The organism is Pseudomonas sp. PvP027 (assembly GCF_017833005.1).
Classification (GTDB): domain Bacteria; phylum Pseudomonadota; class Gammaproteobacteria; order Pseudomonadales; family Pseudomonadaceae; genus Aquipseudomonas; species Aquipseudomonas congelans.
In genome coordinates, this window is the sequence record NZ_JAFIBK010000001.1 from 1153789 (window position 1) to 1173054 (window position 19266).

7 protein-coding genes are annotated in these 19266 nt (G+C 63.4%); 4 read left to right on the top strand and 3 right to left on the bottom strand.

What is annotated here, in order from left to right; all coding sequences use genetic code 11:
* Positions 1 to 11 precede the first annotated feature (11 nt).
* From JOE33_RS04425 to JOE33_RS04440, 4 genes are read left to right on the top strand one after another with little or no spacing between them, the layout of a single operon-like run.
* Positions 12 to 944: a metal ABC transporter substrate-binding protein gene (locus tag JOE33_RS04425; RefSeq protein WP_032611474.1), complete on the top strand. Its 933-nt coding sequence runs from the start codon at positions 12 to 14 to the stop codon at positions 942 to 944.
* Entirely contained in the window at positions 941 to 1705 is a 765-nt protein-coding gene (locus JOE33_RS04430) for a metal ABC transporter ATP-binding protein (protein ID WP_032611472.1), read from the top strand. Before JOE33_RS04425 ends, JOE33_RS04430 begins: the two co-directional genes overlap by 4 nt.
* A complete protein-coding gene (locus JOE33_RS04435) occupies positions 1705 to 2604 on the top strand; it encodes a metal ABC transporter permease (RefSeq protein ID WP_187626104.1) in 900 nt (299 codons plus the stop codon). Before JOE33_RS04430 ends, JOE33_RS04435 begins: the two co-directional genes overlap by 1 nt.
* Positions 2605 to 3522, top strand: coding sequence for a zinc ABC transporter substrate-binding protein (locus JOE33_RS04440; RefSeq protein ID WP_187626105.1), 918 nt, complete (start codon positions 2605 to 2607; stop codon positions 3520 to 3522).
* A gap of 765 nt (positions 3523 to 4287) precedes the next feature.
* Here the strand turns inward: JOE33_RS04440 and JOE33_RS04445 are convergent.
* From JOE33_RS04445 to JOE33_RS04455, 3 genes are all read right to left on the bottom strand, one after another.
* A complete protein-coding gene (locus JOE33_RS04445; RefSeq protein ID WP_122693768.1) occupies positions 4288 to 4506 on the bottom strand; it encodes an MbtH family protein in 219 nt (72 codons plus the stop codon).
* A gap of 81 nt (positions 4507 to 4587) precedes the next feature.
* Positions 4588 to 6000, bottom strand: a complete 1413-nt coding sequence (locus JOE33_RS04450) for an aspartate aminotransferase family protein (protein ID WP_010426801.1) — start codon at positions 5998 to 6000, stop codon at positions 4588 to 4590.
* Positions 6001 to 6164: 164 nt separating this feature from the next.
* Positions 6165 to 19175: a non-ribosomal peptide synthetase gene (locus JOE33_RS04455; protein WP_222943777.1), complete on the bottom strand. Its 13011-nt coding sequence runs from the start codon at positions 19173 to 19175 to the stop codon at positions 6165 to 6167.
* Positions 19176 to 19266 lie beyond the last annotated feature (91 nt).

Sequence of the window (19266 nt, forward strand, 5' to 3'; positions counted from 1 at the left end):
ACCGCTTGCCCATGCCTATTTCATTCAAACGCCGTCCCTTGCTGCGCGTCCTGCTGACGGGTCTATTTGTCGCCCTGCTGGCGCCGTCCAGCTTCGCCGCCGAACCGGCCAAACGCCTGCGCATCGGTATTACCCTGCACCCGTACTACAGCTACGTGAGCAATATTGTCGGCGACAAGGCCGAAGTCGTGCCGCTGATCCCGGCGGGCTTCAACCCGCATGCCTACGAGCCGCGCGCCGAGGACATCAAGCGCATCGGTTCGCTGGACGTGATCGTGCTCAACGGTGTCGGTCACGACGACTTTGCCGACCGCATGATCGCCGCCAGTGAAACGCCGAACATCAAGACCATCGAGGCGAATGCCGATGTGCCGTTGCTGGCGGCCACCGGGGTGGCGGCGCGAGGCGCCGGCAAAGTGGTCAACCCGCACACCTTCCTGTCGATCAGTGCGTCCATCGCCCAGGTCAACAACATTGCCCGCGAGCTGGGCAAACTGGACCCGGACAATGCCAAAACCTACACCGCCAACGCTCGCGCCTATGGCAAGCGCCTGCGCCAGATGCGCGCCGACGCGCTCGCCAAACTGACCAAGGCGCCGAACGCCGACCTGCGTGTGGCCACGGTGCACGCCGCCTACGACTACCTGCTGCGCGAATTCGGCCTGGAAGTCACCGCCGTGGTTGAACCGGCGCATGGCATCGAGCCCAGCCCGAGCCAGTTGAAAAAAACCATCGATCAACTGCGCGAACTGGACGTGAAGGTGATCTTCTCGGAGATGGATTTCCCGTCCACCTACGTCGACACCATACAGCGCGAATCCGGGGTCAAGCTGTACCCGCTGTCGCACATTTCCTATGGCGAGTACACCGCCGACAAATACGAAAAGGAAATGGCCGGCAACCTGGACACGGTGGTACGGGCCATTCAGGAGTCGGGCGCATGACGGCGGCACAACACCTCGACATCGTCAGCCAGGGGCCGGGCATCGAATTCAACCAGGTCAGCCTGACCCTGGGGCGTACCACGATTCTCGATCAGGTTCATTTCAATGTACGCGCCGGCAGCGTGCACGCGCTGGTCGGACCGAACGGCGGTGGCAAAAGCTCGCTGATCAAGACCCTGCTCGGACAGACACCGCATCAAGGCCAATTGAGCCTGCTGTGGCCTGCCGCTCCAGGACTGATCGGCTATGTGCCGCAGGCGCTGGAGTTCGACCGTGGCCTGCCGATGACCGTCGACGATTTCATGGCGGCCATGTGTCAGCGACGCCCGGCGTTTCTGGGTGTGTCGAAGCACTACGCGGCGGCGATTGGCGAGGCACTGGAACGGGTCGGCATGCAGGACAAGCGCAAACGGCGCATGGGCGCGCTTTCCGGTGGCGAACGGCAGCGCGTGCTGCTGGCGCAGGGGCTGATTCCTGCGCCGCAATTGCTGGTGCTGGATGAGCCGATGTCGGCGCTGGATGAGGCCGGTATTCAGGTGTTTGAGCGGTTGTTGAGCGACTGGCGCCGAAGCGGAGTCACGGTCCTGTGGATCGAGCATGACCTGGATGCCGTCAGGCGTCTGGCTGATCAGGTTACGGGGCTCAACCGACGCATCCTGTTCGACGAACCGGCCGCCACCGCGCTGACCCCGGAACGGCTGCTGACCCTGTTCTCTGCGCACCCGCGCACCCTGGATAGCAGCGCCGGGAGGATTGCGTGATGGATTACGAAACCTTTCGACTTTTCATTCAGGGCCTCGCCTCGTCCGGTTATCTGCCCGAGGCGCTGGCCTACGGTTTCGTGGTCAACGCCCTGCTCGCCGGGCTGTTGATCGGCCCGGTGCTGGGCGGTCTGGGAACGCTGGTGGTGGTCAAGCGCTTCGCGTTTTTTTCCGAAGCCGTGGGTCATGCGGCACTGACCGGGGTGGCGATCGGCATTCTGCTCGGCGAACCCTACACCGGCCCCTATGGCGCCCTGTTCGGCTATTGCCTGCTGTTCGGCATCGTCCTCAATTACCTGCGCAACCGCACCGGACTGGCACCGGACACGCTGATCGGCGTGTTCCTGTCGGTATCCCTGGCACTGGGCGCGAGCCTGCTGCTGGTGCTGGCCGGCAAGATCAACGTGCACATTCTGGAAAACGTGTTGTTCGGCTCAGTGCTGACCGTCAACGGTAACGACCTTCTGGTGCTGCTGATCGTCGGTTCGCTGGTGATGGGCCTGAGCCTGCCGCTGTACAACCGCATCATGCTGGCCAGCTTCAACCCGCAACTGGCCGCGGTGCGCGGCGCGGCGGTGAAGACGCTGGATTACCTGTTCGTGATTCTGGTGACGTTGATTACCGTCGCTGCGGTGAAAGTCATCGGCGCGATTCTGGTCGGTGCGCTGCTGGTGATTCCGGCGGCGGCAGCGAGGTTATTGAGTCAGTCGCTGAAAGGCTTCTTCTGGATCTCGGTGGCCATCGCCACGATCAGCACCCTGTGCGGCATCCTGCTGCCCATCGTCTTCGACCTGCCGGTGCCATCCGGCGCGGCAATCATTCTGGTGGCGGGCATCGCTTTCGCCCTGGCCGCCATCGCTCGCGGCACGCTGCCGAGCCTGAAAGGGAATATTGGATAAATGCCTACGTTACGTACCTTGACCCTGGCGCTGGTCATGACCGGCCTGTTCAGCAACAGCCTGCAGGCGGCCGACCGCAAAGCCGACAGCCCGCAACCGGTGCGGGTACTGGCCAGCCTGCCGATCACCTACGGGCTGGGCGAGATACTGCTCAAGGACAGCGGTGTGGTGCTGGAACGCGCTGCCGCGGCCAACCTGCCGGGCTCGCGGCAGACGGCGTATTTCACCGGGCGTGGTGCCGATGCCTTGCGCGGACTGGCAAACAACGCCGACGCAGTGATTGGCTTGCGCTCGATCTGGGCCGATGACCCGCTCTACCTCAATGCGCGGCGCAGCAATATTCGTATCGTCGAGATCGATGCAGCGCGTCCGGTGGACGGCAGCTTGCCGGGCATCGCCGTACAGCCGGGTCAGGGCACTGACGGATTGAACAGTCAGCCCTGGCTGGCGAGCAATAACATGGGCCGTATGGCGGATGTGCTGGCAGCGGATCTGGTGCGCCTGGCACCGGCCGCCAAACCGAAAATCGAGGCCAACCTGGCGGCGTTCAAGCAACAGTTGCTCAAGCTCAGCGCCAGCAGTGAAGCGGCGCTGGCCGGTGCCGATAATTTGAGTGTGGTGAGTTTGTCGGATCGCTTTGGCTATTTGATCAGTGGGCTGAATCTGGAACTGATCGACACTCAGGCGCTGACGGATGAACAATGGACGTCAGAAGCCTTGAGCAAACTGAGCGCGACCCTGAAGGATAACGACGTGGCCTTGGTGCTCGATCATCGTCAGCCGCCCGCGCCAGTCAAGGCAGCCATCGAGGCTGCTGGCAGCAAGCTGCTGGTATTGGGGATTGATGGCGCTGACCCGCTGGCGGAGTTGCAGGGGGATATTCAGGGGATCATCGGGGTGCTGGCTGGCAAGGAGTGAAATTATCGTTCCCTACGCTCCAGCGTGGGAACGCAGTTCACGACGCTCTGCGTCGCAGAGAGGACGCGGAGCGTCCGGAACGGCATGACGACGCGGAGCGTCGCACGATAATGGAGTTATCCGTGCAGACCGACGCAGAGCTTCAGCACGATAGTTGAGATTATCGTTCCTCACGCTCCAGCGTGGGAATGCAGTTCTCGACGCTCTGCGTCGTCAAGAGGACGCGGAGCGTCCGGAACGGCATGCCGACGCGGAGCGTCGCACGATAGCTTAATCAGCTAGCCAGACCGACGCAGAGCCTCAGCACGCAGTTAAGATTATCGTTCCTCACGCTCCAGCGTGGGAATGCAGGTCTCGACGCTCTGCGTCGTCAAGAGGACGCGGAGCGTCCGGAACGGCATGACGACGCGGAGCGTCGCACGATAATCGAATTATCAGTCCAGACCGACGCAGAGCTTCGGCACGCAGTTAAGATTATCGTTCCTCACGCTCCAGCGTGGGAATGCAGTTCACGACGCTCTGCGGCACAAAGAGGACGCTGAGCGTCCGGAACGGCATGACGACGCGGAGCGTCGCACGATAGCTGAATCAGCTGGCCAGACCGACGCAGAGACTCAGCACGAAGTTGAGATTATCGTTCCGCACGCTCCAGCGTGGGAATGCAGTTCACGACGCTCTGCGTCGCAGAGAGGACGCGGAGCGTCCGGAACGGCGTGACGACGCAGAGCGTCGCACGATAATCGAAGTATCCGTGCAGACCGTCAATCAGGCCGTCTGCGCTTCCATTTTCTGGCGCAGGCTCAGGGGGCGCATGTCGGTCCAGACTTCTTCTATGTAGGCCAGGCATTCTTTCTTGAAACCGCTTTTGCCCACGGTGCGCCAGCCGTTGGGGACCGCCTTGTAGTCGGGCCAGATGGAATACTGTTCTTCGTGGTTGACTACAACTTGAAAGACGATGTCTTCCCGATCGAATACTGAAGTCATTGCTGCTCTCCATGTGTGTTCAGGGCTGCCGTGCCAATTCATGGCAGCTGTAGGGATTGAACGTATCACTACGTCGAAAAATTAAACCTGGGCGACGGCGGCGTTCAGCGCGCGGCCGAAGATCTCTGCCACTTCGTCGATCTGCTCGGCAGTGATGATCAGCGGTGGCAGAAAACGTACCACGCTGGCATGTCGACCTCCCAGCTCCAGGATCAGCCCGCGCTTGAGGCATTCACGCTGGATCAGCGGGGCCAGACGCGCAAATACCGGCGGATGACCCTGCGCATCGCGCGCACCGGACGGATCGACCAGTTCGACACCGAGCATCAGCCCGCGCCCGCGAATATCGCCCAGTTGCGGGAAGTCACGCTGCAAGGCACGCAAATGCCCGGACAGACGCGCGCCCATGGCTGTCGCGTGTGCGCAAATAGAGTGCTCCTGAAGATAGCGCATTACGGCAGAACCGGTAGCCATGGCCATCTGATTACCGCGAAAAGTCCCCGCGTGAGCGCCCGGCAGCCAGGTGTCCAGCCACGAACGATAGACCACCACCGCCAACGGCAAGCTGCCGCCGATAGCTTTGGACATGACCACCACGTCCGGGATGATCCCGGCATGCTCGAAGGCAAACATCTTGCCGGTGCGTGCGAAACCGCTCTGGATTTCATCGACGATCAGCGCCACACCGGCCTTTTCGGTAATGCGTCGCACGCCGCGCAGCCAGTCCAGATCGGCGGGGATCACTCCGCCCTCGCCCTGCACCACTTCAAGGATGACCGCTGCAGGCAATTGCACGCCGGCTTCCGGGTCGTTGAGCAGGTTTTCCAGATAATGCAGGTTGGCGCGCACGCCCTGCTCACCGCCAAGCCCGAACGGGCAGCGGTAATCATAGGGGTACGGCAGAAACTGCACGCCTGTGCCGAGCAACGCACCCAGCGGCTTTTTCGGGCCCAGACTGCCCATCAGGCTCAACGCGCCCTGGCTCATGCCGTGATAACCGCCCTGAAATGACAACACCGTACTGCGCCCGGTAGCGGTACGCACCAGCTTCAACGCGGCTTCCACCGCATCGGTGCCGGTCGGACCGCAGAACTGAATCTTCGCATCATCGGCCAGCGCTGGCGGCAGCAGGCCGAACAGGTCCTGAACGAACTGGTCTTTGACCGGCGTGGTGAGGTCCAGGGTGTGCAGTGGCAACTCGTCGGCGATGACTTGCTGGATCGCTTCGATAATTACCGGATGGTTATGCCCCAACGCCAGAGTACCTGCGCCTGCCAGGCAATCGATGAAGCGCCGCCCTTCGACGTCCTCGACGTGAATACCCTTGGCGCGTTTGAGCGCCAGCGGTATGCGCCGTGGGTAGCTGCGTGCGTTGGACTCCTGACGACTCTGTCGAGCCAGCAGTGGCGATTCGTCGAACTGGTAGAGCGTCTCAGCCGCAGCCGGGGCAACCCGTGCCGGCTGATCATCGATAAACCTGGTAGCGACTGACATCTGTGCAACCCTCAATACGCGGCTTTAATGACCTGAAGCATGAGCGTTGGCGCATGCCGCTTCAGGTGTGTGTTCGTTCCTTTGAAAACGCGCCAGCGAGCTGCGGATTTACACCCGCCAACGAGTTTTTTATCCGCAACCACCGCGCGCCGACGAGAGGCCGATCAGAGCCCTTCCAGTTCCGCCATCAAGTCGGCAAGACGGTCGAATTTCTGCTCGTCGACCTGTGCTCCGCCAAGGCTTTCCAGGTGCTGCGCCAACGCCTGAACGGTGTTGAATTCGAACATCGCCCGCAACGGCACGTTACGCTGCAAGAGCTTCTGCGCACGCGTCACTACCTGGGTCGCGAGCAGCGAGTGGCCGCCCAGCTCGAAGAAGTTGTCGGTAATGCCCACGCGCTCGACCTTGAGCACATCGGCCCAGATCGTCGCGAGTTGCTGCTCCATTTCCGTCTGTGGCGGCAGGTAATCCTGCTGTGCCAGGCTGACGTCCGGCGCCGGCAGGGCCCTGCGGTCCAGCTTGCCGTTCGGGGTCAGCGGCATGGCCTCCAGCAGCACCAGATGCGTCGGCACCATGTAGTCCGGCAGGCTGGCCTTGAGGTGGTTTTTCACCTCATCACGCAGAGCCTCGTGTTCCTGCGTCGCGGAGCGTGGTACCAGGTAGGCCGCCAGCACCTTGCCCAATGGGCCGTCGACGTCCAGCACCACTGACTCGCGGATGCCAGGATGCTCCAGCAGGCGGGTTTCGATTTCGCCCAGCTCGATGCGATAGCCGCGAATCTTCACCTGATGATCGACCCGGCCGACGTACTCCAGCACGCCGTCCTTGCGCCGCCGCGCCAGATCACCGGTGCGGTACAGACGCTCGCCTGGCGCACCGAACGGATGCGGCACAAACACCGGCACGGTGCGCAGCGGATCAGCGACATAACCGCGACCGACACCGGCCCCGGCCACGCACAGCTCACCAACCGCGCCCAGCGGCACGAGGTCCAGCGCATCGTCGAGCAGGTACAGGCGGTTGTTGTCGGTCGGCGAACCGATCGGCAGGTAAGCGCTGCGTGTGGACTGCGCATCGACCCGGAAGAACGCCACATCATCGGAACACTCGGCCGGACCATAGGCATTCACCAGGCCGATCTGCGGGTAACGTTGCAGCCACTGGCTGGCCAGTTCCGGCGGCATGGCTTCACCGGTCGGCAGCATCCAGCGCAGGCTGTCGAGCGCTGCCTGCGGTTCGGCGAGCAGGCCGGTGATCAGCGACGGTACGCTTTCCAGCACGCTGATGCGCTGCGCCTGAACGTGCGCCAACAGCGCCTGCGGATCGCGGGCGATGTCGTTCGGCACAATGTCCACCCGCGCGCCAAACAGCGGCGCGGCGAGGAACTGCCAGACCGAAATGTCGAAACTCTGGGAGGCGGTCTGGGCGATCACATCGCGGTCGCTCAGGCTCAGATAAGGCACCTTGCTCAACTGGTTATTGAGCATGCCGCGCTGCTCGACCATCACGCCTTTCGGCAATCCGGTAGAGCCTGAGGTAAAGATCACATAAGCGAGGTTGTCCGGCGCGCTGTAGCGGCCAGGGTTGTGCTGCGCGGAATCGCTCTGCTGCACGTCTTCCCAGACCCGCAACTGCGGTCGGCGCGCTTCGGGCAGTGCAGCGAGCAGCGCCCTGCCCTGTTCCAGGCACTCAGCGCTGCACACCAGCAGCGGCGTGGCGCTCTGGGCGATGATGCCGCTCAGCCGGGAGTTCGGCAGCGCCGGGTCCAGCGGCAGGTAACCGGCACCGGCCTTGAAGCTGCCGATGATCATGCCCGGCAGTTCAACGCCGCGCTCGGCGAGCACGGCAACCGGCTGATCGAAACCGACACCCGCCTCGATCAGGGCATGGCCCAGACGGTTGCTGGCGATATTCAGCTCGGTATAGCTGAGCTGGCGGTCCAGGCAACTGACCGCAATGCGCTCCGGATGCGCCGCGACCTGCGCTTCGAACAGCTCGACATAGCTTTTATCCAGCGGGTAGGCATGGTCGCTCTGATTGCAACCGCCGATCAGGAAAGCGCGTTCCTGCTCACTGACCAGAGCCAGTTCGGCCATGTCGCCATGAAAGCCTTCGACCAGCGCCAGCAGCAGGCGCTTGAACTCACTGAGCATGCTCTGCACGGTGGATTCGTCGAAATAGCGCTGATCGTAGGACAGGTGCAGACCCAGGTCATCGCCCGGATAGCAGACTGCGGTCAGCGGGTAGTTGGTGTGGGTGCGACCGGAATCCGAGGTGGCATTCAGGCTTTGCGCACGGTCCAGCACCGAAACCTCGACTGGCGCGTTCTCGAACACGAACAGGCTGTCGAACAGCGGCTGGCCCTTGGGCAGCTCGCTGTTTTCCTGAATGGTCACCAGCGGCAGGTATTCGTACTCGCGCAGTTGCATGTTGCTGTCCAGCAACTGACTGAGCCACTGGCGAACGCTGCAACGCTGATCGTCGGCCGGCATGCCGACACGCAAGGCGATGGTGTTGATGAACAACCCGACCGTGCGCTGCATCTGCGGCAGTTCCACCGGCCGCCCGGCCACGGTGACGCCGAATACCACGTCGCGATCACCGCTCATGCGCCGCAGGGTCAGCGCCCACGCCGCTTGGGCGAAGGTGTTGATGGTCAGTTGATGCTGCTGCGCCAGTTCGCGCAGTTGCGCGCCGTCGCGCTCATCGAGACGGGTATAGCAGTCGCCCACCACCATGCCACCGCTGTCGCCGGCATGTTCACGCAGGAACGGCCGGTCGCTGGGGATCGGCGTGGGCCGCTCGAAGCCGCGCAGGTTGTCTCGCCACCAGTCACGCGCCTGCGCCAGACCACGGCGTTGCAACCAGCCGATGTAGTCGCGATAGCGCGGTGCGGGTGCCAGTTGCGCATCGCGACCTTCGCCCAGCGCGGTGTAAATGTCGAAGAAGTCGTTCATCAGCAGCGAGCGGCACCAGGCATCGATGAGGATGTGGTGGTTGCTCATCATGAACCAGTAGCGCGCCTCGTCGACGCGGATCAGGCGCAGGTGGAACGGCGGTTGATCGAGCAGCGCGAATCCCGCCTCGCGTTCGGACTTGAGCAGGGCCTGCAAGTGCGGCTCCTGCTGCTCCGCGGGCACGTCACGCCAGTCCAGATAATCGATTGGCGTGCTGCCCGGCTTGTGAATGACCTGCAGCATGGTCTCGCCGATGTTCCAGCAGAACGAAGCTCGCAGCGCTTCGTGACGGGCGATTACCGCTTGCCAGGCCTGGGCGAAACGCTGCGGGTCCAGCGCGCTGTCGATGCGGTAGCGGTCCTGCATGTAATACAGCCCGGTGCCCGGCTCCAGCAGGGTGTGCAGCAGCATGCCCTCCTGCATCGGGGTCAGTGGGTAGACGTCCTCGATGTGGCTTGGCGGAACCGGCAGCGCGTCGAGCTGCGCCTGATCCAGAGCAGCCAGCGGGAAGTCCGACGGTGTCAGGCCGCCGCTGCCATCGGCCAGGCAATGGGCAATCAGCGCCTGCAGGCAGGCCAGGTAATCCTGCGCCAGTGCTTCGATGGCGGCGGGTTCATAGCGTTCGGCACTGAAGGTCCAGCGCAGCAACAACTCACCGCCATACACCTGACTGTCGATGCTCAGTTCGTTGGGCATTGGCGCCTGCGGATCGTGTGCGGCACCTGGCGACTCTTCCAGCGGACGGAACAGCGCGTCGTCAGCGAAGCTCTGATCGAACTGGCCGAGGTAGTTGAAGGTGATCGGCGCCAGCGGCAGTGCCTGCATGGCGGCCTTGCTGGCACCGTCGGCCAGGTAGCGCAGCACGCCATAGCCCAGCCCCTTGTGCGGCACCTGACGCAGTTGTTCCTTGATCGCCTTGATCGAGTCGCCCGGTGCCGAATCGACAGCCGGCGCTGGCGTCAAGCGCAGCGGATAGGCGCTGGTGAACCAGCCCACCGTACGGGTCAGATCGATGTCGTCGAACAGGTTTTCACGGCCGTGACCTTCAAGCTGGATCAGCGTCGACGGCTGCCCGCTCCAGCGGCAGACCACCTGTGCCAGCGCGGTCAGCAGCAGGTCGTTGACCTGGGTTCGGTAGGCACTTGGCGCCTGTTGCAGCAGTTGCCGGGTACGTTCGGCATCCAGGCGTACGCTGACCGTCTGCGCATGACGATTCTGCCGACCGCCCTGTGGGTTATGGCATGGCAACTGCGCAGCAGGGCCGCCAAGCTGGCGCTGCCACACCTGCAGTTCTTCACGTAACGATTCATTGCCTGCATAGGCCTGCAGACGTGCGGCCCAGTCGCGGAAGGCGCTGGTCTTCGCCGCAAGGCGCACGGGGGCTGCATCGCGCAGTTGACGATAAGCGCTTTGCAGATCGTCGAGCAGCACACGCCATGACACGCCGTCGACTACAAGATGATGAATGACCATCAGCAACCGTTGCCGGCCCTGCGGACCGTCGACGAGCAAGGCGCGCAGCAGCGGACCATTTTGCAGGTCGAGGCTGCGCTGGGTGTCGGCGTACAAGGCTGCGCATTCGGCCATGTCGGTGACCTGCGCCTGAATCAACAGGGCGTCGGCTGTCACTGCGCGGTGTTCAGCCTGCCACGTACCCTCATGCTCGGTGAAACTCAGGCGCAGGGCGTCGTGTTGTTCGAGTAGCGCACGCAACGCCTGCTCCAGCAGGCTCGGATCCAGCGCGCTGAGTGGTTCCAGCAACAGCGACTGGTTCCAGTGCTGACGCTCGGGGATCGGCGTGGCGAAAAACCACTGCTGAATCGGCGTCAGGCCGGAAGCACCGTCGAGCAAGCCCTGCTCGGCCTGAATCAGTTCGTGGGTGGTGGCCACGGCGGCGAGGGTCTGCACGGTCTGGTGCTGGAACAGATCACGCGGGCTGAAATGAATACCCAGCTGGCGCGCCCGGCTGACCACCTGAATCGACAGGATCGAGTCGCCGCCCAGTTCGAAGAAGTTATCGTTGAGGCCGACTTTTTCTACGTTCAGCACCGCACACCAGATCGCCGCCAGCTGTTGTTCCAGCTCGCTGGCAGGCGCTACGTAGTGTTGACGATTGAGTTCCGGGTCTGGTGCAGGCAAGGCACGGCGGTCGAGTTTGCCGTTGGCGGTCAGCGGCATGCTGTCGAGCAGGATCAGGTGGGTCGGCACCATGTAGTCCGGCAGTTGCGCCTTGAGGTGCGACTTGAGCGATTCACGCAGTTGCGTCTGCTGCTCGTCGCCCTGCCCGGCCACATCGCTGACCAGATAGCCCGCCAGCTGCTTGCCCGACGGCGTGTCCAGCGCCAGCACAATGGCTTCGCGGACCGCCGCGTGCTCCAGCAAACGGGTCTCGATTTCCCCCAGTTCGATACGGAAACCGCGAATCTTCACTTGATGGTCGATACGCCCCAGGTATTCCACCAGCCCGTCGGCGCGCTGGCGCACCAGATCGCCGGTGCGATACAGACGTCCGCCGTTGCTGGCGAATGGATCGGCCACGAAGCGTTCGGCAGTCATGCCGGGGCGCTGGTGATAGCCCTGCGCCAGGCCCGCTCCGCCGATGTACAGCTCGCCGCTCGCGCCCTGGGGCACCAGCGCCAGATCGGCGTCGAGAATGTAGGCCACCCTTGCGCCGACCACGCGACCGATCGGCACGCTGGCTTCGCCCTCTTCCAGTTGCTGCGGGGCCAGGCTGGCCAATGGCATGACCACGGTTTCGGTCGGGCCATAGGCATTGAACAACAACTCGGGCTGGAACACCGCACGGATGCGTTGCAGGTGTTCGCCGGTCAGCGCTTCGCCGCCAGTGATGCACATGCGCACCGGCAGGGTCTGGCCCTGAGTCGCCAGCCACTGCGCCAACTGGCTGCCGTAACTGGGCGTGAAGCCGAGAATATTGACCTGCTGCTGACGAATCAGCGTGCAGATTTCTTCGGCGTCCCACTGTCCCTGAGCACGCAGCACCACGCGTGCACCGCTGAGCAATGGCACCAGCAGGCGCTCGGTGGCGGCATCGAAATTGATCGAGTAGAAATGCAGCTCGCAGTCGTCAGGGCGCATGTCGAAGCGCCGGATCACCGCCTGGCAATGCATGGCGATTTCACCATGGGACACCACCACACCCTTGGGTTTGCCGGTCGAACCGGAGGTGTAGATCAGGTACGCCTGATGCTGCGGCAGGCTGATGAACGGCAGCTCACGGGTCGGGCAGGATGCCAGCAATGGCTGATCATCTTCCAGGCACCAGCGGGCGACACTGTCAGGCAACTCGCCCAGTGCGGCAAACAGGGCACGATCGCTCAGCAGCAGCCCGACGCCGCTGTCTTCGATCATGTAGTGCAGACGTTCCAGCGGGTATTCCGGGTCGAGCGGCACATAAGCACCACCGGCCTTGAGGATCGCCAGCAGGCCGACGACCATGTCCAGCGAGCGCGGCAGCGCCAGACCGACGCGAACCTGCGGGCCGACACCGCGCTCGCGGAGCATCCAGGCCAGTTGGTTGGCGCGGGCGTCCAGATCGGCGTAGCTGAGGGTTTGCCCGGCGAAAGTCAGCGCCGGCGCGTCTGCACGCCGTTGTGCCTGCTCGGCGAACAGGCTGTGAATGCATTGGTCGAGCCGTTGTTCACCCGCTTCGACGCCGAGGCTGTCGAGCAGTTGCTGACGCTCTGTATCCTGCAACAACGGCAATTCACTCAGGCGTTGTTGAGGGTCAGCAAGCAGGGCCTGCAACAGGTTCAGCCAGTGTTCGGCCATCTGCGCGATGCGCGGCTCATCGAACAGATCGGTGCTGTAGGTCAGGCAGCAACCCAGACGGTGATCCAGCTCGGTGACTTCCAGATTGAGGTCGAACTTGGTGGCCCGCGCATCGTTGACCAGGTAATCGACGGTCATGCCCGCCAGCTCGCGACTTTGCTGGAATTCCCAGCGCTGCACGTTGCACATCACCTGAAACAGCGGATTGTAGGCGGCGCTGCGTGGCGGTTGCAGGGCTTCGACCAGATGATCGAACGGCAGGTCCTGATGCGACTGGCCTTCGATCACCGTGTGGCGAACCTGTTCGAACAGCTGGGCAACACTCATCTGCCCGTCAAGCTGCACGCGCAACACCTGAGTATTGAGGAACGCGCCGATCAGCCCTTCGCTTTCCGGACGAATACGGTTGGCCACCGGCGCGCCGATGCGCAGGTCGTTCTGGCCGCTGTAGCGGTAGAGCAATACCGCCAGGGTGGCGGTCATGGTCATGAACAGGGTCAGGCCGTTGCGGGCATTGAATGCACGAACTTTTGCAGCCAGGTCGGCGTTCAGATCGAAGCGGTACAACTCACCCTGATGGCTTTGCACCGCCGGCCGCGGCCGGTCCGCAGGCAGCTCCAGCAATGGATGCTCGTTGCCCAGCTGCGCGGTCCAGTAATCGAGCTGGCGCTGGCGTTCGCCGGCTTCCATCCACTGCCGTTGCCAGACGCTGTAATCCAGATAGTGCACCGCCAGTGGTTCCAGTGGCGATGCTCGTCCTTCAAGGAAAGCTTCGTAAAGCAGGCCCAGTTCGCGGGCGAAAATGTCCATCGCCCAGCCTTCGGTGACGATATGGTGCAGGGTCAGGACGAAGTAATGCTCGAGGTCGCTCGACTTGACCAGACATGCACGCAGCAAAGGCCCGGTTTCCAGATTGAAAGGCTGATGCGCCTCGCTGTCGGCCAGAGCCTGAATGCGCTGCTGACGACGTTCGACGGGCAATGCCGAGTAGTCCTGCCATTGCACACGCAGGCCGGACTGCTCGCTGACCTGCTGGCACGCTACGCCGTTGACGCTCGGGAACGTGGTGCGCAGGGTTTCATGGCGCAGGATCAAGGCTTGCAGCGCGGCCTCGAAACACTCGATGTTCAGTACGCCCTTCAGGCGCGCCATGCCGCCGACGTTGTAGGCCGGGCTGTCCGGCTCCATCTGCCAGAGGAACCACATGCGCTGCTGGGAATAGGACAACGGCACTGGCTGTCTGCGGTCGACACGGGCAATCGGCTGCAGGCTGCTGCGCGCGCCTGACAGCTGAAGGGTGTCTACCTGTTCGGCAAACGCGCCCAGCTCGCTGGCTTCGAATAGCGTCCGCAGCGGCAGGTCGATGTCGCACGCCTGACGCACGCGGGAAATGATCTGCGTGGCCAGCAACGAGTGCCCGCCCAGTTCAAAGAAATCATCGCGCAAGCCGACACGCGGCACACCCAGCACCTGTCGCCAGATAGCGGCGATCTGTTTTTGCAGATCCGTCTGCGGCTCGACGTGCTCGCGGGTCTGCCATTGCGGCTCGGGCAAGGCGCGGCGATCCAGCTTGCCGCTCGGGCTCAGGGGCATGTTGTCGAGGCGCACCAGCTGCGCCGGGACCATGTAATCCGGCAGCTCCAGAGCCAGCGCCGACTTGATCCGCTCGGCCTCGACGTTCTGCCCTGCTTCGGCGGTGTAATAACCGATCAGTTGCGGCCCGGCAACGGTTTCACGCAGCAGCACGGCCGCCTGGCCTACGCCTGGCTGGGCCAGCAAACGGGCTTCGATCTCTTGTGGTTCGACGCGGAAACCGCGCAGTTTGACCTGTTGATCCAGGCGGCCTAGGTATTCCAGTGCACCATCAGTACCCCAGCGTACCAGGTCCCCGGTGCGATACAGGCGCTCACCCGCTTGCCCCAGCGGATCGGCGACAAAGCGCTCAGCTGTCAACCCGGGACGTCTCAGATAGCCACGCGCCAGACCGATACCGCCGATGCACAGCTCCCCGGCCACCCCGCGTGGCAGCGGATTCAGTTCGCTGTCCAGCACCCGGCACAGCACATTGGCCAATGGTCGGCCGATCGGCGAGCGCAGGCCGTCGCTGATCCGGCACTGCCAGTGGGTGACGTTGATCGCGGTTTCAGTCGGGCCATAGCGGTTGTGCAGTTTTACGCCGGGCAGTTGCTCGAGCACCCGGTTGCGCAACTCGCCGGGCAACGCTTCGCCGCCAGAGAACAGGCGACGCAGGCTGCTGCACTGCTGCGCCAGCGGCTCGTCGATAAACAGTTGCAGCAGCGGCGGCACGAAGTGCAGCGTGGTCACCGAATACGCGTTGATCAACTGCGCGATGCGCTGCGGGTCGCGGTGTTCACCGGGGCCTGCCAGCAGCAGGCGGCAGCCGGTGATCAGCGGCCAGAAGCATTCCCATACCGAAACATCGAAGCTGATCGGTGCCTTCTGCATCAGCACGTCGCTTTCATCCAGCGCGTAGGTGTCCTGCATCCATTGCAGGCGCTCGGCCAGGGCCGCATGGGTGTTGCCGACGCCTTTGGGCTGACCGGTCGAGCCGGAGGTATAAATCACGTACGCCAGGTTGTCGCCGTGCAGGTTCAGGCGCGGCGCGCTGACCGGCCAGTTGTCCAGGTGCAGCGTGTCCATGGCGACGGTGCACACGCCTTCGGCGCTCGGCAGATCGCCCAGCAGATGGCTCTGGGTCAGCAGGAGTTCGACCCCGCTGTCTTGCAGCATGTAGGCGAGTCGATCCAGCGGATAATCCGGGTCCAGCGGCACATAAGCCCCGCCCGCCTTGAGGATCGCCAGCAGCCCGATCAACAGCTGCGGCGAACGCTCGGCGGCGATCGCCACCTTGATGTCCGGACCCACGCCCTTGTCGCGCAGGTAATGCGCCAGACGGTTGGCCTGTGTGTGCAGGCTGGCGAAGTCGAGGCTGCCGCCCCCCCACACCAGTGCGATACGCTCTGGGGTCTGTCGCGCCTGGCGGTCCAGCAGTTCAGGCAACCACAGCGTAGCCGGCGTGCAAGGCGCGGCGCTCCATTGCGCCTGTTGGTCCTGCTCCTCGGCGCTGAGCAGTTGCACATCCCCCAGCGCGAGCTTTGCCTGCTGGCTGACTTGCGTCAGCAGTCGTACATAGTGCTGAGCCATGGCCACGATGGTCTCGTGTTCAAACAGTTCGTCAGCGTAATCGAAGGACAACGTCAGGCGACCATTGCGGTCCTCCTCGCTGTGCAGTTGCAAATCGAACTTGGCCTCGCGGCTGTGCCACGGCAGTTCTTCGGCCAGCAGCCCCGGCAAACGACGCAGCGCGCCGAGGTCGCGTTGCTGGTGGTTGAACATGACCTGGAACAGACCGTGCTCACGCGCCTGCGGAAACGCCTCGACCAGTTGCTCGAACGGCACGTCCTGATGGGCCTGGGCTTCAAGCGCAGCCTGCCGGGTCTGGGCCAGCAGCGTCGAGAATGGCAGACGCGGGTCCAACTGCGCGCGCAGTACCAGGGTGTTGATGAAGAAGCCGATCAGGCCCTGGGTTTCATGGCGTGGCCGATTGGCGCCGGGCACACCGATACGAATGTCGGTCTGCCCGCTGTAACGATGCAACAGGGTCTGGAACCCTGCCAGCAGGAACATGAAAGACGTCGATTGCCAGGCTTGCGCGGTGTTGCGTACGGCGGCGCTCAGTTCGGCAGTCAGGCGCAGGCTGTAGCGCGACGCACTGTGCTGCTGGCGGGCTGAACGCGTGTGGTCGGTGTTCAGCGTCAGAACCGGCTGCTCATCACCCAGTTGTTGCTGCCAATAAGCCAACTGGCGCTCGGCCTCGCCGTTAGCCAGCCATTCGCGCTGCCATTGGCCGTAATCGGCGTAACGCAGCGGCAAAGGAGCCAGTTCCAGAGTCTGCCCCTGAACAGCCGAGGCATAAAGGCGCGAGAACTCGTCGATCAGCACATTCAGCGACCAGCCATCGGCAATGATGTGGTGCAGCGTGACCAGCAATTGATGCTCTTCTTCGTCCAGTTGCAGCAGTGTGACGCGCAGCAGCGGGCCGTGTTGCAGATCGAACGGCAAGCGCGCCTGTTGTTCGCGAATCGCCACGGCCCGTGCCTGACGCTCGGCGCTGGGCAGATCACTGATATCGAGGGTGTCGAGGTGAAATTCACCCGGCGCATCGATACGTTGCAGGGCCACGCCGTCCTGCTCGTAGAAGCGCGTGCGCAGCGATTCATGGCGCTCTATCAGGCGCTGGAAGCTGGTGCGCAACGCAGTGGTGTCCAGTTCACCGCGCAGGTGGAGCCCGCCGGGAATGTTGTAGGCGCTGCTGTGCGGGTCGAGCTGCCAGAGGAACCACAGGCGGTTCTGGGCCATGGACTGTGGCAGATGCTCGTTACCGGGCAATCGGGCGATGGCGCTCTGCGTCTGGCTGTCGCCTTGCAAGGCGGGGATCTGTAGCGTTTCGACCTGTGCCGCGAAGGCCGCCAGCGTCGGCGCTTCAAAGAGCAGCCGCAAGTTCAGGTCTATCCCCAGCGTTGCGCGCAAGCGGGCCACGACCTGAGTCGCGATAATCGAATTGCCGCCCAACAGGAAGAAATGGTCGTCGGCACTGACCTGCTCACATTGCAGTTGCTCGCACCAGACTGTGGCGATCTGCGCTTGCAGGTCCGAGCCGCTGCCTGGGGTACGGCCTGAAAGAGTGGTATCGCTCGCAGGAAACACCGCGTAGCTGTCCAGGCTGCCGTCGGCCAGACGCGTGCGGCAGGCCGAGCGCTGCAATTTGCCGCTGGAGGTCTTGGGCAGCGCGCCCGGATTGAGCAGCACCACGACACTCGGCGCTTCCTGAAACGCCTCGGCCACGGTCTGCCGGATAACCTTGATCAACGCTTCGGGGGTGAGGATTTTCTGCACGCTACGACTGATTTCAGCGGCAATGCCGATGCCTTCGCTACCGTCCTGAGTGACGGCAAATGCCGCCACCCGGCCTTTGCGCACGACATCCACCTCACTCTCGATGAGCTTTTCGATGTCCTGCGGGTACAGGTTGTGGCCACGGACAATCAGCATGTCCTTCAGGCGGCCGGTGATGTACAGCTCGCCGTGACGCTGAAAACCCAGGTCGCCGGTGCGCAGCCAGGTCTGCCCGGCATGCTGCACGAATGCCCTGGCGGTGGCCTCAGGATTGCGCCAATAGCCGTGGGCGATGCTCGGCCCGCTGGCCCAGACTTCGCCAATCTGATTTTCGCCGAGCGCCTGCAGGCTGACCGGGTCGGCGATCAGTACGCCATGCCCCGGCTGACCCGTGCCGCAGCTCATGACCGGCTGACCGTCGCCCGGTTCTGCGACATTGCGCGCCAGCGCCTGCGCATTCAGACGCAGCGATGGAATACCCTTGCCGCGCTTGCCCCCGGCCACATACAGCGTCGCTTCGGCCAGGCCGTAGGACGCCATGAAGCTGTCAGGCGTGAAGCCGCAACTGGCGAATTTCTCGGCAAAGGCTCTCAGGCTGTCTTCGCGAATCGGCTCGGAGCCCGAATACGCCACGCGCCAGCGACTCAGGTCCAGACGTTCCAGCGCCGAATCGCTGACCCGTGCGCTGCACAGCTGGTAGGCAAAGTCAGGCCCACCGCTGATGGTGCCGCCGTATTCACTGATCGCTTCCAGCCAGCGCAATGGCCGGGCAAGGAAGTACGCGGGGGCCATGAGGATGCACGGGACGCCGCTGAAAATCGGCTGCAGCAAGCCGCCGATCAGGCCCATGTCGTGGTACAGCGGCAGCCAGCTGACAATCACGTCGTCCGGGTTGACGTCGATGCCGAAGCCGTGGCGGATCAACAACTCGTTGGCGACCAGGTTGCCGTGTGTGACCTGCACGCCCTTGGGCAGTGCGGTCGAGCCCGAGGTGTATTGCAGGAACGCGATATCGTCGGCCTGCAGCTGCGGACCCTGCCAGTCTTGTGCCAGAGCAGCAGGCAACGTATCGACACAGAGCAGTGGCGGCGCCTCGGCGGCGGACAGCTCGTCCATCTGCATTAAGGCAGGCTGCAAATCGGAGCCGGTCAGCAGCAGACGCGGCTCGGCATCGGCGATGATCGACAGCAGGCGCTCCTGGTGATGACGGCGGCTGGATTCCGGCGGATAAGCCGGCACGGCAATGATCCCGGCATACAGGCAGCCGAAGAACGCCGCGACGTAGTCGGGCCCGCTATGGAACAGCAAAATCGCCCGGTCCCCCGGCACGGCCTGGCATTGCAGCGCAGCAGCGATGGTCCGCGCGCGCAGGTCCAGATCACGGTAGGTCAACACCAGGCCCTGGTCTTTCTCATCGGTGAGAAAACGCAGCGCCAGCCGATCCGGCGTATGCAAGGCGCGACGCTGAAGCGCCTGAGCCAGAGTGTCGGGGAGTTCAAACGCATCCATGATGGGGTTCCTGCTAGATTCGGCGTGCCAGATAAAATCTGAATTTCAAAAAAGACGCGCGCCCCGCAAGGAGGCCGCGCGTGGGGCAAAC